General features: G+C 72.8%; 18 protein-coding genes. 7 read left to right on the plus strand and 11 right to left on the minus strand.

The window, feature by feature from the left end:
- Positions 1-229 precede the first annotated feature (229 nt).
- Both ACQPZK_RS27590 and ACQPZK_RS27595 read left to right on the plus strand, forming a co-directional pair.
- Positions 230-1,201: an MmpS family transport accessory protein gene (locus tag ACQPZK_RS27590; protein ID WP_433535724.1), complete on the plus strand. Its 972-nt coding sequence runs from the start codon at positions 230-232 to the stop codon at positions 1,199-1,201.
- A gap of 78 nt (positions 1,202-1,279) precedes the next feature.
- Positions 1,280-2,431: a pyridoxal phosphate-dependent aminotransferase gene (locus tag ACQPZK_RS27595; RefSeq protein ID WP_433539335.1), complete on the plus strand. Its 1,152-nt coding sequence runs from the start codon at positions 1,280-1,282 to the stop codon at positions 2,429-2,431.
- Positions 2,432-2,479: 48 nt separating this feature from the next.
- Here the strand turns inward: ACQPZK_RS27595 and glmM are convergent, their stop codons facing one another.
- The 7 genes from glmM to ACQPZK_RS27630 all read right to left on the minus strand — a co-directional run bounded on the left by glmM (position 2,480) and on the right by ACQPZK_RS27630 (position 7,930).
- Positions 2,480-3,838, minus strand: coding sequence for a phosphoglucosamine mutase (gene glmM, locus ACQPZK_RS27600; RefSeq protein ID WP_433535725.1), 1,359 nt, complete (start codon positions 3,836-3,838; stop codon positions 2,480-2,482).
- Positions 3,839-3,955: 117 nt separating this feature from the next.
- Positions 3,956-4,420 carry a 30S ribosomal protein S9 gene (gene rpsI / locus ACQPZK_RS27605; RefSeq protein WP_139582597.1) on the minus strand — a complete coding sequence of 155 codons (465 nt, stop codon included), beginning with the start codon at positions 4,418-4,420 and terminating at the stop codon, positions 3,956-3,958.
- A 20-nt stretch (positions 4,421-4,440) separates the two neighbouring features.
- Positions 4,441-4,884, minus strand: coding sequence for a 50S ribosomal protein L13 (rplM, locus tag ACQPZK_RS27610; protein WP_007465158.1), 444 nt, complete (start codon positions 4,882-4,884; stop codon positions 4,441-4,443).
- A 209-nt stretch (positions 4,885-5,093) separates the two neighbouring features.
- The gene (locus ACQPZK_RS27615) at positions 5,094-6,479 is read right to left on the minus strand and encodes an MFS transporter (protein ID WP_433535726.1); all 1,386 of its coding nucleotides are present in this window, start codon (positions 6,477-6,479) and stop codon (positions 5,094-5,096) included.
- 131 nt (positions 6,480-6,610) lie between these two features.
- The gene (locus tag ACQPZK_RS27620) at positions 6,611-6,904 is read right to left on the minus strand and encodes a type II toxin-antitoxin system PemK/MazF family toxin (RefSeq protein WP_433535727.1); all 294 of its coding nucleotides are present in this window, start codon (positions 6,902-6,904) and stop codon (positions 6,611-6,613) included.
- Positions 6,894-7,151 carry a DUF6364 family protein gene (locus tag ACQPZK_RS27625; protein ID WP_421473181.1) on the minus strand — a complete coding sequence of 86 codons (258 nt, stop codon included), beginning with the start codon at positions 7,149-7,151 and terminating at the stop codon, positions 6,894-6,896. The genes ACQPZK_RS27620 and ACQPZK_RS27625 overlap by 11 nt, the downstream gene beginning before the upstream one ends.
- Before the next feature lie 83 nt (positions 7,152-7,234).
- Entirely contained in the window at positions 7,235-7,930 is a 696-nt protein-coding gene (locus ACQPZK_RS27630) for a class I SAM-dependent methyltransferase (RefSeq protein WP_433535728.1), read from the minus strand.
- 280 nt (positions 7,931-8,210) lie between these two features.
- Here ACQPZK_RS27630 and ACQPZK_RS27635 point away from each other — a divergent pair, with 280 nt between their 5' ends.
- The 5 genes from ACQPZK_RS27635 to ACQPZK_RS27655 are packed head-to-tail and all read left to right on the plus strand — an operon-like array spanning position 8,211 to position 15,715.
- Entirely contained in the window at positions 8,211-10,331 is a 2,121-nt protein-coding gene (locus ACQPZK_RS27635) for a molybdopterin oxidoreductase family protein (RefSeq protein ID WP_433535729.1), read from the plus strand.
- Positions 10,328-11,767: an FAD-dependent oxidoreductase gene (locus ACQPZK_RS27640; RefSeq protein ID WP_433535730.1), complete on the plus strand. Its 1,440-nt coding sequence runs from the start codon at positions 10,328-10,330 to the stop codon at positions 11,765-11,767. The genes ACQPZK_RS27635 and ACQPZK_RS27640 overlap by 4 nt, the downstream gene beginning before the upstream one ends.
- The gene (gene nirB / locus ACQPZK_RS27645; protein WP_433535731.1) at positions 11,764-14,286 is read left to right on the plus strand and encodes a nitrite reductase large subunit NirB; all 2,523 of its coding nucleotides are present in this window, start codon (positions 11,764-11,766) and stop codon (positions 14,284-14,286) included. Before ACQPZK_RS27640 ends, nirB begins: the two co-directional genes overlap by 4 nt.
- The gene (gene nirD, locus ACQPZK_RS27650) at positions 14,283-14,627 is read left to right on the plus strand and encodes a nitrite reductase small subunit NirD (RefSeq protein WP_433535732.1); all 345 of its coding nucleotides are present in this window, start codon (positions 14,283-14,285) and stop codon (positions 14,625-14,627) included. Before nirB ends, nirD begins: the two co-directional genes overlap by 4 nt.
- Positions 14,627-15,715 (plus strand): uroporphyrinogen-III synthase, encoded by a 1,089-nt coding sequence (locus ACQPZK_RS27655; RefSeq protein ID WP_433535733.1) that lies wholly within the window; start codon positions 14,627-14,629, stop codon positions 15,713-15,715. The genes nirD and ACQPZK_RS27655 overlap by 1 nt, the downstream gene beginning before the upstream one ends.
- A gap of 71 nt (positions 15,716-15,786) precedes the next feature.
- Here ACQPZK_RS27655 and ACQPZK_RS27660 read toward each other — a convergent pair whose 3' ends face one another.
- The 4 genes from ACQPZK_RS27660 to ACQPZK_RS27675 all read right to left on the minus strand — a co-directional run bounded on the left by ACQPZK_RS27660 (position 15,787) and on the right by ACQPZK_RS27675 (position 20,444).
- Positions 15,787-16,413 (minus strand): GTP-binding protein, encoded by a 627-nt coding sequence (locus tag ACQPZK_RS27660; protein ID WP_421473190.1) that lies wholly within the window; start codon positions 16,411-16,413, stop codon positions 15,787-15,789.
- On the minus strand, positions 16,394-16,759 hold the full coding sequence (locus ACQPZK_RS27665; RefSeq protein ID WP_282305307.1) for a DUF742 domain-containing protein: 366 nt from the start codon (positions 16,757-16,759) through the stop codon (positions 16,394-16,396). Before ACQPZK_RS27665 ends, ACQPZK_RS27660 begins: the two co-directional genes overlap by 20 nt.
- Before the next feature lie 89 nt (positions 16,760-16,848).
- On the minus strand, positions 16,849-17,256 hold the full coding sequence (locus ACQPZK_RS27670) for a roadblock/LC7 domain-containing protein (RefSeq protein WP_007465177.1): 408 nt from the start codon (positions 17,254-17,256) through the stop codon (positions 16,849-16,851).
- Positions 17,253-20,444: a sensor histidine kinase gene (locus ACQPZK_RS27675; RefSeq protein ID WP_433535734.1), complete on the minus strand. Its 3,192-nt coding sequence runs from the start codon at positions 20,442-20,444 to the stop codon at positions 17,253-17,255. Before ACQPZK_RS27675 ends, ACQPZK_RS27670 begins: the two co-directional genes overlap by 4 nt.
- Between the last annotated feature and the right edge of the window lie 277 nt (positions 20,445-20,721).

Genomic DNA, 20,721 nt, shown 5'->3' on the forward strand with positions numbered 1-20,721 from the left:
CTAACCCAGTTTCGCTCACCATGGGTGCTCGAAAGCCGGCTAAACAAGCACCGAATTTGAGCGATCGGCGGTCGGTGGCCGCAATGGGACGAGCGTCACGAGCCGGGCCGTCGTTTCACGAGACCGGACGGGGTTGCGGGACGGTCGGCGCGTACGACACTCTTCCGGCGGGCTCGGCGCACGCTCCGCTGGCTCCTCGACCCCTTACCCACTCCCGTCCGGAGCAGCCATGTCCGACGCGCCGCCCCCCGAGTCGTCTCCGACTCCACCTCCGGACCCCGCCCCGACGCCGCCGGACCCGACGGCCGGGCAGGCATCGCCGGAGCCGCCACCCGGGACGACGCCCGGCTGGGCCGCGCCGGGCGCCTTCCCGATGCCGGATCCGTTGGCACCGGGCCAGCCCTGGGCACCCCCGACGCCCTGGGCGCCCCCGCCCACGTCCGGGTGGGCACCCGACGCCACCGGCACCTCGTGGACGCCCGATCCCGCCGGTGTCCCGGGTACGCCCGATCCCGCCGCGACGGGCGCCTGGCCACCACCCCCGCCGCCGGGGCAGCCCTCGACCGGCTATCCGCCGGGTTACCCGGTGCCGGGCTATCCGCCGCCCGGCTACCCGCCGCCGTACCTCTATCCCGGCCATCCGCCGGCCCAGCGTCCCGGTGGCGGCGCCGGTCGGGTGGTCGGGATCGTCGCCGCGGTGGTCGCGGTACTCGCCGTCCTCGGGTGTGGGTGCTTCTGTGTGTCCGGAACACTGCTCGGCCAACTGGTCCCGGATTCGGTCGCCGAGGACCCGTACGACAGCGACCCCTTCGGCGACGACACCTGGCCGCCGAGCTACCCACCGGAGCCCAGCCCACCCGTCGTCCCCGACACCACCACGGCGGGGCCGACCAGGAAGCCGGTCACGCGCCCGACCTCGGGGCCGGCTCCGGTGACGGTGGTCTACGAGGTCACCGGGGCGGGCCGGGCGGACATCGCGTTCTTCGACGCCGAGAGCGACCTCATCCACGTCGACGGCGCGAAACTGCCCTGGCGCATGACCATCCGGACCAACGGTCAGAGCCAGGTCCGGCTGGAGGTTAGCCAGCCCGACATCGAAGACCCCGGCCCACTCGGATGCAACATCACGGTCACCGGCGCCGGCAAACCGGTGGTCATCAGGGAGCAGAGTTACGGCAGCATCTGGTGCACCCCGGAGTGAGGCTGGGCTCCGCCCGGGCCTCACCGTAGGCTGGCGCAGGTGACGACGAGCACCGATGTCGACCCGCTGGTGGCCCGGATGCGGCCGTTCGGCACGACGATCTTCGCCGAGATGTCCGCCCTCGCCGTACGGACCGGGGCGGTCAACCTCGGCCAGGGTTTCCCGGACACGGACGGGCCGCCGGAGATGCTGGCCGCCGCCGCCGAGGCGTTGCGCGGCGGGCAGAACCAGTACCCGCCCGGTCCGGGGATCCCCACCCTGCGCGCGGCCGTCGCGGCGCACCAACGCCGGTTCTACGACCTGGCGTACGACCCGGACGGCGAGATCGTGATCACGGCGGGCGCGACCGAGGCGGTGGCGGCCAGCATCCTCGCTCTCTGCGAACCGGGTGACGAGGTGGTGTGCTTCGAGCCGTACTACGACTCGTACGCCGCTTCGATCGCACTGGCCGGCGCGGTCCGGCGGCCGGTCACGCTGCGTCCCGGCGCGGACGGCCGGTACGCCTTCGATCCGGCGGCGCTGCGGGCGGCGTTCGGGCCGCGCACCCGGCTGGTGCTGCTCAACTCGCCGCACAACCCGACCGGCAAGGTGTTCACGCCGGCCGAGCTGGCGCTGGTGGCCGAGCTGTGCCAGGAGTTCGACGCGTACGCGGTCACCGACGAGGTGTACGAGCACCTGGTGTTCACGGACGCGTCCAGCGCACACGTGCCGCTGGCATCGCTGCCCGGCATGCGGGAGCGGACGCTGCGCATCTCGTCGGCCGGCAAGACGTTCTCCTGCACGGGCTGGAAGATCGGCTGGGTGAGTGGCCCGGCGGCGCTGGTCTCGGCGGTGCTGCGGGTGAAGCAGTTCCTCACCTATGTCAACGCGGCGCCGCTGCAACCGGCGGTCGCCGTGGCGCTGGCCCTGGCCGACGACTACTACACGGGGTTCCGCGACGGCCTTCAGCAGCGCCGCGACCAGCTCATCGGCGGCCTCACCGACGCCGGGTTCGACGTGCTGACGCCGGAGGGCACGTACTTCGTCACGGCCGACGTCACCGCTCTCGGTGGCACCGACGGGATGGAGTTCTGCCGGTCACTGCCGGGGCGCTGCGGCGTCGTGGCGGTGCCTACCCAGGTGTTCTACGACGACGTCGACGCGGGCCGGCGGCTGGTCCGGTTCGCGTTCTGCAAGCGCCCGGAGGTGCTGGCCGAGGCGGTCACCCGGCTGCGCGCTCTGACGCGCTGACGCGGCCAGGCCGCCGGGTCGACGCCCGGCGGCCCGACGTGCGGCCGGTCAGGACGCGGCGGGGCTGGCCGTACGCACCAGCGCGGCGATCCGCTCGGCGACCTCGCGGGCGGTCGCCTCGGTGGCGGCCTCGACCATCACCCGGACCAGGGGCTCGGTGCCCGACGGGCGCAGCAGCACCCGACCGGTCTCCCCCAGCTCCGCCTCGGCGCGCTCGACCTCGGCGCGGACGGCCGGCGCGTTCGCCCCGACGGTCCGGTCGCCGACCGGCACGTTGATCAGTACCTGCGGCAGCTTGGTGACCACCGACGCCAGCTCGGCGAGCGACTGGCCGGTGGCGGCCATCCGGGCCATGAGGTGCAGACCGGTGAGCACCCCGTCGCCGGTGGTGGCGTGGGCCGGCATGACGATGTGGCCGCTCTGCTCGCCGCCGAGCGCGAGGCTGGACGCACGCAGCTCCTCCAGCACGTACCGGTCACCGACCTTGGTCTCGACCAGCCGGATGCCCTGCGCGGACATCGCCAGCCGCAGACCGAGGTTGCTCATCACGGTCGCCACCAGGGTGTCCTGGGTGAGGGTCCCGGCCTCCCGCATGGCCAGCGCGAGGATCGCCATGACCTGGTCGCCGTCGACCTCGTCGCCGTCGGCGGTGACCGCCAGGCAGCGGTCGGCGTCGCCGTCGTGCGCGATGCCGAGGTGGGCGCCGTGCTCGACGACGGCCGCGCGGAGCGCCTCGATGTGGTTGGAGCCGCAGTCGTCGTTGATGTTCAGACCGTCGGGCTCGGCGTGGATCGCGATGACCTCGGCCCCGGCCTCCCGGTACGCGACGGGGGCGACGTCGGCGGCGGCGCCGTTCGCGCAGTCCACCACGACCTTGATCCCGTCGAGCCGGTGCGGCACGGTGCCGACGAGGTGCTGGACGTAGTGGTCCGCGCCGTCGAGCAGGTCGTGCACCCGGCCGACTCCCGCGCCGGTCGGCCGGTCCCAGGCCGTGGTGGCGTTCGTCTCGACGGCCGCCTCGATCCGCATCTCGATCTCGTCGGGCAGCTTGTGGCCGCCGGCGGCGAAGAGCTTGATGCCGTTGTCCGGCATGGGGTTGTGTGACGCGGAGAGCATCACCCCGAGGTCGGCCTTGGCCTCGGCGGTGAGGAACGCCACGGCCGGGGTGGGCAGCACGCCGACGCGGACGACGTTGGCGCCGGCACTGGTCAGCCCGGCCACGACGGCGGCCTCCAGCATCTCGCCGCTGGCCCGGGTGTCCCGACCGACCACGGCGAGCGGTGGGTGACTGCGGTCCGTCTCGGCGAGTGTGTGCGCGGCGGCCACGGCCAGCGCGAGCGCCAACTCGGGCGTGAGATCCGCGTTCGCGCGCCCGCGTACGCCGTCCGTGCCGAACAACCGACCCATACCCGCCAACCTCCGATGAGCAACTGCCGATGAGGAGAAAGCGGAACGGCCGGCCCACCTCCCCGGTCGGGGGAGGCGGACCGGCCGTCCGTCAGAAGTACAACGCGCTGGAGAAGATCAGCGCTTCGAGTACTGGGGAGCCTTACGGGCCTTCTTGAGGCCGTACTTCTTGCTCTCCTTGACCCGGGCGTCCCGGGTGAGGAAGCCGGCCTTCTTGAGGGCCGGGCGGTCGTCCGGCTCGCTGACGATCAGCGCACGGGCGATGGCCAGCCGCAGCGCACCGGCCTGGCCGGTGGTGCCGCCGCCACGCAGGTTGGCGATGACGTCGAACGCCTCGGGCTTCTCGGCGGTGACCAGCGGGTCCTTGATGAGCTGCTGGTGCACCTTGCTCGGGAAGTAGGCCTCGAGGTCGCGGCCGTTGCAGGTGATCTTGCCGGTGCCCGGGACGATACGGACCCGGACGATGGCCTCCTTGCGCCGACCCACGGTCTGGATCGGGCGGTCACCACGCGGCGCGCGGGCGACGGGCGCCGGCGCCTCGGTGGCCTCGGGGGCAACCTCGGTCTCGGTGATGTCGGTCATGCTGCTTCCTTCGCCCGCGCTCACTGCGCGATCTGCTTGATCTCGAACGGCACCGGCTGCTGGGCCAGGTGCGGGTGCTCGGCACCGGCGTAGACCTTCAGCTTCTTGATCAGCTGACGGCCGAGCTTGTTGTGCGGGAGCATCCCCTTCACAGCCAGCTCGATGGCCCGCTCGGGGCGCTTGGTCAGCAGCTCGTCGTAGCCAACCTGCTTCAGACCACCCGGGTAACCCGAGTGGCGGTAAGCGACCTTGGTCTGGCGCTTGTTGCCGGTCAGCGCGACCTTGCCCGCGTTCACGATGACGACGAAGTCGCCCGTGTCGACGTGCGGCGCGAAAGTCGGCTTGTGCTTACCACGCAGCAACGTGGCGGCGTGGGTGGCCAGGCGGCCCAGCACGACATCAGAGGCGTCGATGACGTGCCACTGACGCTCGATCTCACCCGGCTTCGGGCTGTACGTACGCACAGGTCTACCTTGTCTCGTCGTCGGTCTGGGGTCGCGCGCCGAGGTGACCAGAGCTAACGGGCCGGACCAGCGCGCACGAACGACCAAGCGTACCTGATAGGGCACGCCTCTGGATGTCGTACAACAGCAGGCAACGATACCCGGCGTCCCATCGGCAGGTCAAAACGGGGGTGGGCCGCCGCGCTCCGGCACGGCGGCCGTGACCCGGCTCACACGCCGGCGAGGCGCTGGAACGACCCCGGACGACGGTAGACGACCCAGGTCACCGCGAAGCACAGCGCGTACCAGCCGATGAACGCCAGGTAGGCGGCGTCCGCGTTGCCGGAGCTGAGGAACGACTGACGGAAGGCGATGTTGACCAGCACCCCGCCGGACGCGCCGATCGCGCCGGCGATCCCGATCAACGCGCCGGTCATGCGTCGCGCCCACCGCGCGGCGGCCTCCGGGTCACGCGTGCCGTTGGCCACGGCCTCCGCCGCCCGGGCCCGGAAGATCGCCGGGATCATCTTGTACGTGGAGCCGTTGCCGATCCCGGAGAAGACGAAGAGCGCCAGGAACCCGGTCAGGTAGAGCCCGAACGAGCGCTCCCGCGCGGCGTACAGCACCGTGCCGGCGCCGATCGCCATCGCCACGAAGTTCCAGAACGTCACCCGGGCCCCGCCGAGCCGGTCGGCGAAGTGCCCGCCCACCGGCCGGATCAGGGAGCCGATCAGCGGCCCGAGGAAGGTCAGCCAGGCGGCGTCGACGGGGGTGGGGAACCGGTCGGCGAACTGGAGCTGGAGCACCTGGCCGAAGGCGAAACCGAACCCGATGAACGAGCCGAAGGTGCCGATGTAGAGCAGCGACATGAACCAGGTGTGCGGGTCGCGGGCAGCCTCGCGCAGCGCGCCCGGCTCGTTGCGCGCCCCGGGCACGGTGTCCAGCCAACGGGCCGCCGCCAGCGCGGCCAGCACGATCAGCGGCAGGTAGACGGCGGGGACGAGCCGGGGGTACGCGGCGCCGGCGGTGGCGAGCACCGCCAGTCCGACGAGTTGCACGGCCGGTACGCCCAGGTTGCCCCCACCGGCGTTGAGCCCGAGGGCGCGTCCCTTGAGGTGCTGGGGGTAGAACAGGTTGATGTTCGCCATCGAGGAGGCGAAGTTGCCGCCGCCGATGCCGGTGAGGCACGCGAGCACCATGAGGGTGGAGTAGGACACCCCGGGTTCCAGCAGAATCGTCATCGGCACCGTCGGGAGCAGCAGCAGAAGCGCGCTGATGATCGTCCAGCGCCGCCCGCCGAAGCGGGCCACCGCCAGGGTGTACGGCAACCTCAGCACCGCGCCCAGCGCGGCCGGCACGGCGGTGAGCAGGAACTTTCCGGCCGGGTCGATGCCGTACGCGGGGCCGAGGAAGAGCACGGTCACCGACCAGAGGCTCCACACGGAGAAGCCGACGTGCTCGGCGAAGATCGACACCCAGAGGTTGCGGCGGGCGATCGGCGCGCCCGTCGTACGCCAGAAGTCCGGGTCCTCGGGCCGCCAGTCGTCCAACGGGCGTCGACGCCCGGTGATGGCAGGTGGGTCGGCGGTGACTGCGGTGCTGGTGAGCGTGCTCACGGCGGCTCCTCCTCGTCGATCTGACGAGGAAAAACGCTAGAAAGGCGCAGTTACCTGGCAGTGCCCGTCGTGGGTCGGCCCGGAAACGGGGACCGCACCACGGGCCGGGGGCGTTGGTGAGGTTCCTCGGCTCAGAGCTGTTGGAGGATGCGCAGCGCGCGGCCGACCCGGAGCATCGTGTCGGTGTCGGCGATGTCCACGCACTCGGTGAACCACTTCTTCATGGGCGACGAGATCCGGTCGGGCATCACCACGTACGCGCCCATCGGCACGGCCAGGGGCGAGTCGCGCAGCAGCGACTCCTCGACCACCTCGACGACGATCACGATGGGTACGTCGGTGGAGTTGTAGACGTCCGAGCTGATCACCAACCCGAGTCGTTCGCGGGCGCCCTCGATGCGCCAGACCTCACCTCTACGCAGCACGCGGCGGTTCACCGGAGAAGAGGTCGTTGACCATGCCCACCTCGCGGGCGTCAGCGAGGGCGGCAGACTCCAGGTCGAGGCCGGCGCGCCCCACGGCGGCGGCGTGCGCGGTGAAGACCTCGCGCAGCGCCTTCTCCCGGGCGGCCTGGTCCATCCACGCCGAGAGGGACAGCCCTTCGCGCTTGGCGAAGCGCCGGGCCTCCTCGATCGTCTCGTCCGTGAACGACAGCGTCACCTTGGCAGTCATGCCGGTGAGACTACCCATCGGTATGACCGCCAGTCATCCACGCGTCGGTCGACTCGCTCCCGGGTGTCGAAACGTGCATATCGTCAGCGGGCACGTCCGCCGAACACCGCGAAACGCCACTCTTTGAAATAGCAGTCGACGTCGACCAGGCCGGCCTCGTCGAGCCATCGACACTGGTCGGCGACGGTCGCCGGAAGGTCGTAGCGCATGCGGCCCCGGGAGGCGGCGATCTCCTCCGGCGACGCTCCCAGCTCGGTGATCCGCGCCATCCACACCTCGTCGTAGCGCCGCTCGAGCGCGGGGGTCGGACCCGCGACCTGCTCGGCGTTGACGAACACCCCACCGGACGTCAGAGCGGCGGCGGCCCGCCGGTAGAGCGCCCGCTTGCCGTCGTCCTCCAGGTGGTGGATCGCGAGCGCGCTGACCACCGCGTCGTACCGGCCGGGGGGCAGCTCGTCGGACAGGTCCGCCTGAACGGTCCGGTGCGGCACCGACCGCGCCGACAGCTCGTCGGTGGCGCGGGCCAGCATCGCCGGCGCGGCGTCCACAAGGGTCAGCCGAATGCCGGGCACGGCCGCGGCCAGCAGGAGGGAGAGCAGCCCGGTGCCCGCGCCAAGATCCAACACCTCGGGGGTACGACCAGCCGCCAGCGCGGCACGCAGCGGTGGAGTGGCCACCTCGACGGCGGTGCCGTAGAAGGCGTCGAAGCAGGGCACCAGCCGCCGTCGCGCCTCGTCGTAGGTGCCGGCCACCGCGTCGAAAACGTCCACCACGCCCATGACCCCACTCCCACCCTTCGAGACACTTTTCCCACATTATAAGCAACCCACCGCACCCCGGTCAGCACACGAGCCCGCCCGTCCCGTCGATCTTGCAGTTTCTGTTGTCGAGATGGGCGGGATGCCCCTTCTGTCGCCACCGAAAGTGCAAGATCGCGGGGGGTGGGCGGTGGAGGCCTGCCGACCCGCGCACTTCTCCGGTGCGGTGTGAGGCCCACTTGACAGGACCGAAACAGAAGGGACCCGGACTGGAAACTGCCCGGCGGCACGCTTTGCCGACATGACAGACGGTGCACGGCCGGCAACTCGATCGGGGCGGACGCCCCGGGAGGTGGCGACGCACTGCCCGTACTGCGCCCTCCAGTGCGGCATGACCCTGCGCGAGGACGACGCAGGGGTCACCGTGCTCTCCCGCCAGTTCCCCACCAACCGGGGTGGGCTGTGCCAGAAGGGCTGGACCTCCGCCGAACTGCTCGACCACCCGGACCGGCTGACCACCCCGCTCGTGCGCGACCCGGCCAGCGGCGAGCTCCGCCCGGCGACCTGGGACGCGGCGCTGGACCGGGTCGCCACCGGCGTACGCACCATCCAGGACAGCTCCGGTCGGGACGCGGTCGCCGTCTTCGGCGGCGGCGGGCTGACCAACGAGAAGGCGTACGCGCTGGGGAAGTTCGCCCGCATCGCGCTGCGTACCCGCAACATCGACTACAACGGACGGTTCTGCATGTCCTCGGCGGCCGCCGCCGGGATGCGCGCCTTCGGCATCGACCGGGGACTGCCGTTCCCCCTTTCCGACCTGGGCCGGGCCGACACGCTGCTGCTGGTCGGCGCCAACCCGGCGGAGACCATGCCACCGCTGGTCCGCTGGCTCACCGAGCAGCGCCAGCGCGGTGGGAAGCTCATCGTCGTCGACCCGCGCGTCACCGCCACCGCCCGCCAGGCCGATCTGCACCTGCAACCGCTGCCCGGCACCGACCTCGCGGTGGCCAACGCGCTGCTGCACATCGCGCTCACCGAGGGCTGGGTCGATCAGGCGTACGTGGCCGAGCGCACCACCGGCTTCGACGCGGTCCGCCGCAGCGTCGCCGCCTGGTGGCCGGCCCGCGCGGAACAGCTCTCCGGGGTGCCGGTGGCCGACCTCGAGGCGACCGCGCGCGCGTTGGGCACCGGTGGCCGGGTCATCATCCTGACCGCGCGGGGAGCCGAGCAGCACGCCAAGGGCGTCGACACCGTCACCGCGTACGTCAACCTGGCCCTCGCCCTGGGCCTGCCCGGCCGTCCCGGCTCGGGGTACGGCTGCCTCACCGGCCAGGGCAACGGTCAGGGCGGGCGGGAGCACGGGCAGAAGGCCGACCAGCTCCCCGGCTACCGCAGGATCGACGATCCGGCGGCCCGGGAACACGTCGCGGGCGTCTGGGGCGTACCGGCCGACGAGTTGCCCGGCCCCGGCGTGCCGGCGTACCAGCTCCTCGACTCGCTCGGCACCGCCGACGGTCCCCGGGCGCTGCTGGTCTTCGGCTCGAACCCGGTGGTCTCCGCTCCCCGGGCCGCCCGGATCGAGGGCCGACTGCGCGACCTCGACCTGTTGGTCGTCGCCGACCTGCTGCTCTCCGAGACGGCGGCGCTGGCCGACGTGGTGCTGCCCACCGCGCAGTGGGCCGAGGAGGACGGCACGATGACCAACCTGGAGGGTCGGGTGCTGCGTCGGCGCGCGCTGCGTCCACCGCCGCCGGGCGTCCGCACCGACCTGGCCATCCTCGCCGACCTGGCGGGACGGTTGGGCGACGTCGAGACGGCGGCGGCGCGGTTCCCGACCGACCCGGCCACCGTCTTCGGCGAGCTGCGCCGCGCCTCCGCGGGCGGCATCGCCGACTACGCCGGCATCACCTGGGACCGCGTCGACGCCGCCGACGGCGTCCACTGGCCGTGTCCCAGCGAGGACGGGCCGGACACGCCACGGCTCTTCGTCGACACGTTCGCCACCCCGGACGGGCGGGCCCGTTTCCACCCTGTCGACCACCGGCCGGCCGCCGAGGAGGTGTGCGCCACGTACCCGCTGCACTTCACCACCGGCCGCGTGCTGGCCCAGTACCAGTCCGGCACGCAGACCCGGCGCGTACCGGCGCTGCGTCGCGCCTCGGCCGAGCCGTTCGTCGAGCTGCACCCCGACCTGGCCGCCCGATTGGGCATCGACGACGGCGACCCGGTACGGGTGACGTCCCGCCGGGGAGAGCTGCGCGCCCCGGCCCGGCTCAGCGCGGGGATCCGGCCGGACACGGTCTTCGCGCCGTTCCACTGGCCCGGGGCCGGACGAGCCAACTCGGTGACCAACGACGCCGTGGACCCGATCTCCGGGATGCCCGAGTTCAAGATCTGCGCGGTCCGGGTGGAGAAGGCATGACCGCCCGGGTGGTGATCGTGGGCAACGGCATGGCCGGCGCCCGGCTCGCGGCCGAGCTGCACGCCCGCGGGGACGACCGCAAGGTCACCGTCCTCGGGGCGGAACCGCATCGCGCGTACAACCGGATCATGCTGTCCACCCTGCTGGCGGGCCGCATCGACGAGCCGGACGTGGAGTTGACCGAGGCCGCGGGGCACGGCATCGACCTGCGCTCCGGCGTGACGGTCGCCGCCGTGGACCGGTCGACCCGCGAGGTCCGCACGGCCGACGGCGAACGGATCGCGTACGACCACCTGGTGCTGGCCACCGGCGCGCGGGCGGTGGTGCCACCCCTGCCCGGCCTCGACCCGGCCGACCTGCCCCGACGGGTCGTCCCGTTCCGCACCCTGGACGACTGCCGCCGCATCCTGGACGTGGCGCGCGACGCCCGTGCCGCAATCGTGCTCGGCGGCGGGCTGCTCGGGTTGGAGGCCGCCCGGGGCCTGGCCACGCGCGGGCTGGCCACCACCGTGGTGCATCCGACCAACCACCTCATGGAACGGCAGCTCGATCCGGCGGCCGGCGCGGTGCTGGCCGGCACGCTCGCCCGCCTCGGCGTCACGATCCAGCTCGGGGTGCCCGCCGCCGCGGTGGTGGCGGACGACGCCGGCGTCCGACTCGACCTGGCCGACGGCCGATCGCTGCACGCCGACCTGCTGGTGCTCTCCTGCGGGGTACGCCCGGACACCGCCCTGGCGCAGGCCGCCGGACTGGCCGTGCGTCGCGGCGTGGTGGTGGACGACCGGTTGCGCACCAGCGACCGGTCCATCTCGGCGCTCGGCGACTGCGCGGAGCACGACGGGACGCTCACCGGGCTGGTCGCGCCCGCCTGGGCCCAGGCCCGGGTGCTCGCCGACGTGTTGACCGGCACGGACCCGCTCGCCCGGTACCGGCCCCGCCCGGTGGTGACCCGGCTCAAGGCGGCCGGGATCGACCTGGCCGCGATGGGCGACGCGGTCGGCGGCGCGCGCGGCGAGGAGTTGACGTTCACCGACCCGACCCGGGGCACGTACGCCCGGCTGCGCATCCATGACGAACGGTTGATCGGCGCGATCCTGCTCGGCGACAACCCGGCGATCGGCACGGTGATCCAACTCTTCGACCGGGGTCACCCGGTACCGGCCGACCGGCGGGCCCTGCTGCTCGGCCGGGCGCTCGGCGGGGCCGTCTCGACGCCGAGCGCGTCACCGGCGCTGATGCCGGACGCGGCCGTCGTCTGCCAGTGCAACACCGTGACCAAGGGCGCGCTGGTGCGCTGCTGGCGCTCCGGCGCGCGGACGGTCGACGCGGTGGTCGCGGGCACCCGGGCCGGCACGGGATGCGGCGGATGCCGTGACGCGCTCGGCGGGATCGTCGACTGGTTGTCCGAAGCGGAATCGGTGGAGGTGACGCGATGAGCGGCGCAGACCTGGTCGTCGTCGGCAACGGCATGGTGGGGCAGCGCTTCGTCGACGCGCTGCGCGCCCGAGACCCGCAGGGCCACTGGCGCGTGACGGTGCTGGCCGAGGAGGGGCGTCCGGCGTACGACCGGGTGCGGCTCTCGGCGTACTTCGACGGGGTGAGCGAAGAGGAGCTGAACGTGCACACCCCGGACGAGGGAGTGCGGATGCGCCTCGGTGAGCCGGCCACCGCCATCGACCGGGAACGGCGGGTGGTGAGCACCGCCGAGGGCGAGTACCGCTACGACGCGCTGGTGCTGGCCACCGGGTCGTACCCGTTCGTGCCGCCGGTGCCCGGTGCCGACCTGCCCGGCGTCTTCGTCTACCGGACGCTCGACGACCTGGCGGCGATCCGGGCGTACGCCGCGGGTCGGCGGGTCGGCGCGGTGATCGGCGGTGGGCTGCTCGGGCTGGAGGCGGCGAACGCCCTGCGCCTGCTCGGCCTGAGCACCGACGTGATCGAGTTCGCGCCCCGGCTCATGCCGGTCCAGGTGGACCAGGCCGGCGGCGCGATGCTGCGCCGCTACGTCCAGGACCTGGGCGTGCGTACCCACCTCGGGGTCGCCACCACGGCGATCCGCGCCGGGGCCGACGGCGCGGTCGCCGCGTTGGAGCTGTCCGACGGCCGGGTGGTCGACGCCGAGCTGGTCGTGGTGGCCGCCGGCATCCGGCCCCGCGACGAGCTGGCGCGGGCCGCCGGCCTGCCGTTGGGTCCACGCGGCGGGGTGCTCGTCGACGAGACCTGCCGCACCGCCGACGAGCGGGTCTGGGCCGTCGGCGAGTGCGCGGCGGTCGACGGCACCTGTCACGGCCTGGTGGCCCCGGGGTACGCGACGGCCGAGGTGGTCGCCGACCGGCTGGTCGGCGGCGCGGCGACCTTCCCGGGCGCGGACACCGCCACGAAGCTGAAGCTGCTCGGGGTGGACGTCGCGTCGTTCGGCGACGCGCACGGCACCACCGAGGGCTGCCTCGACGTCACGTTCACCGACCCGGCCACCCGCGTGTACGCGAAGCTGGTCCTCTCCGACGACGCGCACACCCTGCTCGGTGGGGTGCTGGTGGGCGACGCCAGCGCGTACCCCACGCTGCGGGCCAGCGTGGGTGGCCCGCTGCCGGCCGCGCCGCTCGCCCTGCTCGCGCCCGACGGCGGCGGCGCGGACGCCGCAACGCTGCCCGCCACCGCGCAGGTCTGCTCCTGCAACGCGGTGACCCGGGGCGACGTGGACGACGCCATCGCCGGTGGCTGTTCGGACGTGCCGTCGTTGAAGGCGTGCACCAGAGCGGGCACGAGCTGCGGCTCCTGCGTGCCGATGCTCAAGCAGCTCCTGGACGCGGCCGGGGTGGCACAGTCCACCGCGCTGTGCGAGCACTTCGACGTGAGCCGCCGCGAGCTGTTCGAGATCGTGCGCGTACGCGGCATCCGCACCTTCTCCCGACTGGTCGCCGAGCACGGTCGGGGTCGGGGCTGCGACATCTGCAAGCCCGTGGTGGCGTCGATCCTCGCCTCGCTGGGCAGCGGGCACGTGCTCGACGGCGAACAGGCGTCCCTCCAGGACACCAACGACCACTTCCTCGCCAACCTGCAACGCGACGGCAGCTACTCGGTGGTGCCCCGGATCCCCGGCGGGGAGATCACGCCGGAGAAGCTGATCGTGATCGGCGAGGTGGCCCGCGACTTCCAGCTCTACACGAAGATCACCGGTGGGCAGCGGATCGACCTGTTCGGGGCGCGGGTGGAGCAGCTGCCGCAGATCTGGCGGCGCCTGGTCGACGCCGGTTTCGAGTCGGGGCACGCGTACGGCAAGGCGCTGCGCACGGTGAAGTCCTGCGTGGGCGAGACCTGGTGCCGGTACGGCGTACAGGACTCGGTCGGGTTGGCCGTGGCGCTGGAACTGCGCTACCGCGGGCTGCGCGCACCCCACAAGCTGAAGTCGGCGGTCTCCGGCTGTGCCCGCGAGTGCGCCGAGGCCCGCAGCAAGGACTTCGGCATCATCGCCACCGAGACGGGCTGGAACCTCTACGTCGGCGGCAACGGCGGCTTCCGGCCCCGCCACGCCGACCTGTTCGCCACTGATTTGTCAACAGAAACCCTGATTCGACTAATCGATAGATTTTTGATGTATTACATCCGCACCGCCGACCGGCTGCAACGCACGGCCGGCTGGATCGAGGCCATGGACGGCGGCCTGGACCACCTCCGGGCCGTGATCGTGGACGACTCGCTCGGCATCTGCGCCGACCTCGACGCGGCCATGGCACGGCACGTGGCGTCGTACTCGGACGAGTGGCGCGACGTGCTGGACGACCCGGAGCGGCTGCGCCGGTACACCTCCTTCGTCAACGCCCCCGACGTGCCCGACCCGTCGATCACCTTCGCGCAGGAGCGAGGCCAGCCGGTGCCCGCGCGTGGTGACGGTCCGCCCGACGGTCACCGCCGGCAGCCGGTCACCCTCGGCCTTCCGGGGGTACGGCGATGAGCGCCACCACGCTGACCTGGACCCCGGTGTGCCCGCTCGAGCGGCTGGACCGGGACCGGGGCGTCGCCGCCCTGGTCGACGGTGTGCAGGTGGCCCTCTTCCACACCGTGGACGGGCTGTTCGCGATCGACAACCGTGACCCGGTCACCGGCGCGTACGTCCTGTCCCGGGGCATCGTGGGCAGCCGTGGCGGCGTGCCGACGGTCGCGTCGCCGCTGCACAAGCAGGTGTACGACCTGCGCACCGGCGAATGCCTCGACCTGCCCGGGGTGACCGTGGCCCGGCACGACACGCGCTGCCACGACGGGATCGTCGAAGTGCGGTTGCGACGGGAGGACTGATGCGGGAAGAACTGGCCGGCTTCACCATCGGGGTGACCGCCGACCGGCGGCGCGACGAGTTGGCCGCGCTGCTCGAACGCCGGGGCGCACGTGTGGTGCTCGCCCCGGCGCTGCGGATCGTGCCGCTGTCCGACGACAGCGAACTGCGCGAAGCGACCCGCGCCTGCCTCGACCAGCCACCCGACATCCTGATGGCCAACACCGGCATCGGGATGCGCGGGTGGCTGGAGGCGGCCGAGGGCTGGGGGCTGGCCGAGCCGCTGCGGTCGGTGCTCGCCAGCTCGTACGTCGTCGCCCGGGGTCCCAAGGCGCGCGGCGCGATCCGGGCGGCCGGCCTGCACGACCAGTGGTCACCGGCGTCGGAGAGCTGCGACGAGGTGGTCGACCACCTGCGTCGGCGGGGCGTGGCCGGGCAAGTGATCGCCATGCAGCTGCACGGTGAGCGGCAGCCCGAGTGCACGCTTGCGCTGGAGGCGGCCGGCGCCACGGTGATCGAGGTGCCGGTCTACCGCTGGGCGCCGCCGACGGACCCGGCGCCGCTGCACCGGCTGATCGACCTGATCGCCGGCCGGCTGGTGGACGCGGTGACGTTCACCTCCGCGCCGGCGGTGGAGGCGCTGCTGCGGACCGCCGGGGACCGTACCGACGCCGTTGTCGCCGCGTTCCGTACCGACGTGCTGGCTTGTTGCGTCGGCGCGGTGACCGCCGAGCCGTTGCTCCGGCTCGGGGTGCCGGTGAGCGCACCCGGCCGCGCCCGGCTGGGTGCCCTGGTCCGCACCATCGTCGACGAGCTGCCCCGCCGGACCGTGACGTTCAAGGCCGGCGGCCACCTGCTCACGTTGCGCGGGCACGCCGCGGTGATCGACGGCGACCTGCGGCCCCTCGCCCCCGCGCCGATGGCGGTGCTGCGGGCGCTGGCGCAGTCCCCGGGCCGGGTGTTGTCGCGTACCGCCCTGCTACGGACCCTGCCCCGGGGCGCGGACGAGCACGCCGTGGAGATGGCGGTGGCCCGACTGCGTGCCGGTCTGCGCGCTCCCCGGGTGGTGCAGACCGTGGTGAAGCGCGGCTACCGGCTCCGGGTCGACTGAAACGCGCCACGGCCGGCTGTTCCCAGCCGGCCGTGATCCACCGGTGGTTCAGCCGGCCGTGACCGTACGGTTCAGCCGACCGGCGTGGGGAAGCCTCGGCCGTGCTCGGCCTGAAGGCGGAGCATGGCGTGCTCGACCACCGTCACCAGCACCTGCTTGACCGAGTCCCGCTGCCGGGCGTCGGTCATGACCAACGGCACCTGCGGCGAGATGGCCAGCGCCTCGCGGATCTCCTCCACCTCGTACTGGGGAGCGCCGTCGAAGTTGTTCAGCGCCACCACGTACGGCAGGTTCCGGTTCTCGAAGTAGTCCAGCGGAGCGAACGCGTCGGTGATCCGGCGGGTGTCCACCAGGACGGCGGCACCGACCGCACCGCGGATGATCTCGTCCCACATGAACCAGAAGCGGGTCTGACCCGGCGTACCGAACAGGTACAGGATCAGGTCCTGAGCCATGGTGATACGGCCGAAGTCCATGGCGACCGTGGTGGTCTCCTTGCCGGGGACCTTGGACGGGTCGTCGATGCCGACACCGGCCGCGGTCATCACCGCCTCGGTCGTCAACGGCGTGATCTCGGAGATCGAGCCGACCAGGGTCGTCTTACCGACGCCGAAACCGCCCGCGACGACGATCTTCGCGGAGACGATTCCCCGGCTCGGCTGCCGCCCCCCAGCGGGGTCATAGCCTGCGAAGTCCACTTAGCACCCTTCCAAGCAGTTCCATCCGCTCCTCGAACCCCTCGGCGGGAGCAGCAGTGTGTAACGTCAGCAGGCTCTCGGCCACCATGTCGGCGACCAGTACCCGGGCGACGCCCAGCGGCATCCGGGTGTACGCGGCGATCTCCGCCAACGACTGCGCACGGCCCTCGCAGACCGTGGCGATGCGGTGCTTGTCGTGCCCCGCGAAACGGGACTCGGCAACCTGGGTGGGAGAGGAGGTGAGGACCGCCTCGAGAGCGATGTCCTGCCGAGGCTCGGTACGACCACGGGTGACCGCGTACGGACGTACCAACGCGCCACGCGGGTCAACGCGTCGCTGGTCCATCCCCGATCACCTCCTCGTCTACCCCGGAGCCGGTGCACACCGCCTCCCCTCCCTGCTCCGGCGCGCGGTCCACGCACCGGACTGTGGCGCTACGAACGCACCGCGTCCCGTGGCAGCGGCACCAGCGCGGCGCCCACCCGTTCCACCAGCAGCGCCATCTCGTAGCCCACCTGGCCCACGTCGCAGCTCCGCGCGGCCAGCACGGCCATCGACGAGCCGTCGCTGATCGACATGAGGAACAGGTAACCGCTGTCCATCTCGATGACGGTCTGCAACACCCCGCCCGCGCTGAACATCCGGGCCGCACCCTCGGTCAGGCTCACCACGCCGGAGGTGATCGCGGCGAGCTGGTCGGCCCGGTCCCCCGGCAGGTCCCGGGAGGACGCGAGCAGCAGCCCGTCGGCGGACACCGCCACCACGTGGGCGATACCGGCCACGCTGTCGGCGAAGTTGGTGAGCAGCCAACCCATGTCCTGCATGGCAGCTGGCCTGTTCATCGGCTCTCCTTGGTCGAGGTGCTGTTCAGGTCCGTACCAGCCGACCTACCGCGCTGCACGCCGCGGTGGTAGGCCGACAACAGGCCGCGTACTTCGTCGGGGGTCCGCCGGCTGCGGTCCCGACCACCCTTCGGTTCGATACCGCCCGGCACGAGCTGCGCCTGCGGCACCCGCTTCGGCAGACCCGAACGGGTGGTGCCGGCGGGGGCCGGCTCGGCGGCCCGGCTGGCCAGCGTCCACCCCTCGTCGGCCGCCGTCCGCCAGGCGTCCGGGTCCGGTGCCGGGGTCGGGGCCGCGGCGGCCGGCGCGGGAGCCGCGACCGGGGCCGTCGGAGCCGTCGGGGCGGCCGGCGGCGGGGCGGCCGGCGGCGGGGCGTACGACGGTGGCGGTGTCGGTGTGGCGGCCCCACGACCTGCGGTCTTCGCGGTGCCGAATCCGTCCATGCTTCCCACGCTCTGCGCTCCGGTGCCCTCGGAACTGCCCGGGGTCCGGGTGGGCAGCGGCGGTCGGGCCGGCGCGGTCGCGGCGCTCGACGGGCCACCGTTCGTCACACGCGGGCCGGCGTCGGCGGGTGGAGGCGGCGCGTCGAACTGCGGCCGGGTGAAGATCGCGGTGGCGTCGTCGCCGTGCGACCGGAACCAGACCGCCTCCATCTCCCGGAAGATCGGCGCCTCGGCGGGGAACTCCGGCCGGGTGCTGACCGGCGCGGCCGGCGTCGGCGGCGCGACGGGCTGCACGGGCGCGAGCGGCGTCGCGGGCGGCGCCGGCGGGGCGACCGCGCCCGGCCCGGCGACCGGGCCGACCGGTAACACCGGCGCGCTCCGGCCGTCCGTGGTGTCGGCCGTCGCGCCCCGCCGGGGCAGCGCGTCGATGGTCGGGTACGCCACGGTGGGGCTGCCCGCCGTGGTCCCGTTGCCGTTGCCGTACGTCGGTCGCGCGGGCGGCGTCGGAACGGCCGGCGCGGCGACGGGTGGCACCGACGGGCGTGCCCCGGTGTAGCCGCCCGCCTGCACAGCCGGGGTGGTGTCCCGCGTGTCCAGTGGGGACTGCCACTGCGCGGGCGCGGGGGCGTTGCTCCGCCACTGGTCCGGCAGCGTCGCCGCCGTGGTGGTCGCGCCGGCGTACGACTCGGCGTGACCGACCGGGGTGAGCGGCGTCTGCTCGACGGCCATCGGCTGACGCGGACGGGTGATCGCGGCCTGGTCGCGGCCCCGGCTGCTGGGCAGGATCACGGTGGCGGCGGGCAGCGTCACCTGGGCGACCGTGCCGCCCTCGACGTTGCGGCGCAGCTCCACGCGAATGCCGTAGCGGGAAGCGAGCCGGCTCACCACGGCCAGACCCATCAGTCGGAACGCGGCGACGTCCACGCTCGGCGGGGCGGCCAGCCGACGGTTGAGCGAGTCGAGCTGCTCGTCGGTGAGGCCGAGCCCGCGATCCTCGATCTGGATCAGCACGTAGTCGCGGATGCGACGACCGTCGGCGACGACGGTGGTGTTCGGCGGCGAGAACCGGGTGGCGTTGTCGAGCAGCTCGGCGACGAGGCGTACGACGTCGTTGACCGCGTGCGCGGCCACCGAGATGTCGGTGTCGACGGTGCCGAACTCGATGCGGTTGTACAGCTCGACCTCGGACTGGGCGGCGCGCAGCACGTCCACGACGAGCGCGTCGTCACGACGCGGCACGGCCGAGTCGGCGCCCGCGAGGACCAGCAGGTTCTCGTCGTTGCGACGCATTCGGGTGGCCAGGTGGTCCAGCTCGAAGAGCTGGGCCAGCCGCTTCGGGTCCTCCTCGCCGCGCTCGATCGCGTCCAGCTCGCCGATCATCCGGTCGACCAGGGTCTGACTGCGGCGGGCCAGGTTGAGGAACATCGCCGAGACGCTGGTGCGCAGCGCGGCCTGCTCGGCCGCCACCCGCACCGCCTCCCGGTGGACGACGTTGAAGGCCGACGCCACCTGGCCGACCTCGTCGCGGTTGGTGAGCTGGATCGGGTCCCGGACCTGGCGGACGATCTCGTCCACGCCGCCGTCACCGACGCTGCCCATGTTCTGCAGGCGCTGCACGGCGTCGGGCAGGTCGTGGTTGGCCACCGCGAGCGCGCCCTCGCGCAGGCGGCGCAGCGAGTCGTTCAGCGACCGGGCCAGCACCACGGCCAGCGACACGGCGATGATCAGGGTGAGCAGCACCAGGATCGACTCGACCACGGCCTGCCGGATGACGTCCGAGCGCGCCTCGTCGGCCTGCGCCAGCAGGCGGTCCTGGAGTTGGATCTCGGCCCAGCGCATCAGGTCGTTGACCGCGCCGATCGCCGCGGTGGCGTCCTGCGCGCTGACCAGCGGGCGCTGCCCGACCGAGCGGCTGATGTCGGTGGCGACCCGGTCGGAGAGGCCGACGGCGTCACCGGAGACGGTGCTGTCGACCAGGGCCCGCTGCACGGGGTCGGCGGCGAGCGAGAAGGAGACCAGCGCCTCCTGCTGACTGGTCAGCGTGGCCACGAAGGAGGAGAACTGCTCCGGGTCGAGCTGGCCGGCGGTCAGCGCGGTGAAGGCGACCGCCTCCTCCTCGGCGACGGACGCCTTGGCGCGGGCGAAAGCGGCGACGGCGCGGCGGCTGTCCGCCAGGCTCTCGTCGCCGGGCAGCTGGGCCAGCCCGTCGCCGTAGCTGATCAGGTCGGTGAGGATGACGCCGTAGCGCAGGACCGCCTCGGCGACCGCCATCTGCCGACGGTCCAGCACCTCCTGGCGGGTGCCGTCCAGGGTGGCCAGGTGATCGTCGATCGCCGCCAGCCGGTCCCGTACCGCCGCCGGCACCTCGCCGATCCGGTCGCGCTCGGCGCGGTACTCGTCCACCCGCTGCTGCGTCTGACGGACCCGCAGGTTGTACGCGTCGGCCGGCTGCTGCGGAGTGGCCAGGTAGGCCGCCGCCGCCATCCGCTCGGCCTGAAGGTCCTGAGTCAGCGCGCTGACGTCGATGGAGAGCGCGGTGAGCGCCCGGGCCCGGGTGGCGTCGTAAGCGCCCTCACCCACCGAGATGAGTCGGACGGTGGCCAGCGCGATCACGGCGGCGACCGGAACGACCAGGATCAGCGCCAGTTTGGACCGGATCCGGGCGTCCCGCAGCCTCGGCAGGCGGCGGCGCTTACGCCCGGTATCGCCGCCGATCGCGGGCAGGGTCGTCGGTCCGGTGCTCACGACATCGCCTCCGTCGTTTCTTCCCCGCCTGGCCCGCCGAGCCGTGCCGGGAGCGGAGGGGACCACGCGCGGCACGGCCGCGATTTCATCAGAGAAGATCGTGTTTGGGAAGCCGCAGTGAGGTAGGAAACGGTCGGACGGCGCGGAACCCTTGATCCGGTCAACTGATACCTTCATTTCCGCAAGCCCCTGAACAGGGCATGTAACTCCAGAGTGGTCACGCGTGTGTGCAAAGTGAGGTTTTGCAAACATTGCGTTACCCCAGCATGTGGGATGA

This window comes from Micromonospora sp. CA-249363 (assembly GCF_050950185.1).
Lineage (GTDB): Bacteria > Actinomycetota > Actinomycetes > Mycobacteriales > Micromonosporaceae > Micromonospora.

Bases quoted from the DNA above. Each gene is read 5' to 3' on its own strand.
- ACQPZK_RS27595 (WP_433539335.1), top strand. From the start codon at position 1,280: ATGCGGCCGTTCGGCACGACGATCTTCGCCGAGATGTCCGCCCTCGCC.
- ACQPZK_RS27635 (WP_433535729.1), top strand. From the start codon at position 8,211: ATGACAGACGGTGCACGGCCGGCAACTCGATCGGGGCGGACGCCCCGG.
- ACQPZK_RS27590 (WP_433535724.1), top strand. From the start codon at position 230: ATGTCCGACGCGCCGCCCCCCGAGTCGTCTCCGACTCCACCTCCGGAC.
- rpsI (WP_139582597.1), bottom strand. From the start codon at position 4,420: ATGACCGACATCACCGAGACCGAGGTTGCCCCCGAGGCCACCGAGGCG.
- ACQPZK_RS27655 (WP_433535733.1), top strand. From the start codon at position 14,627: ATGCGGGAAGAACTGGCCGGCTTCACCATCGGGGTGACCGCCGACCGG.
- ACQPZK_RS27625 (WP_421473181.1), bottom strand. From the start codon at position 7,151: ATGACTGCCAAGGTGACGCTGTCGTTCACGGACGAGACGATCGAGGAG.
- nirD (WP_433535732.1), top strand. From the start codon at position 14,283: ATGAGCGCCACCACGCTGACCTGGACCCCGGTGTGCCCGCTCGAGCGG.
- ACQPZK_RS27670 (WP_007465177.1), bottom strand. From the start codon at position 17,256: ATGAACAGGCCAGCTGCCATGCAGGACATGGGTTGGCTGCTCACCAAC.
- ACQPZK_RS27640 (WP_433535730.1), top strand. From the start codon at position 10,328: ATGACCGCCCGGGTGGTGATCGTGGGCAACGGCATGGCCGGCGCCCGG.
- glmM (WP_433535725.1), bottom strand. From the start codon at position 3,838: ATGGGTCGGTTGTTCGGCACGGACGGCGTACGCGGGCGCGCGAACGCG.
- nirB (WP_433535731.1), top strand. From the start codon at position 11,764: ATGAGCGGCGCAGACCTGGTCGTCGTCGGCAACGGCATGGTGGGGCAG.
- ACQPZK_RS27630 (WP_433535728.1), bottom strand. From the start codon at position 7,930: ATGGGCGTGGTGGACGTTTTCGACGCGGTGGCCGGCACCTACGACGAG.
- ACQPZK_RS27665 (WP_282305307.1), bottom strand. From the start codon at position 16,759: ATGGACCAGCGACGCGTTGACCCGCGTGGCGCGTTGGTACGTCCGTAC.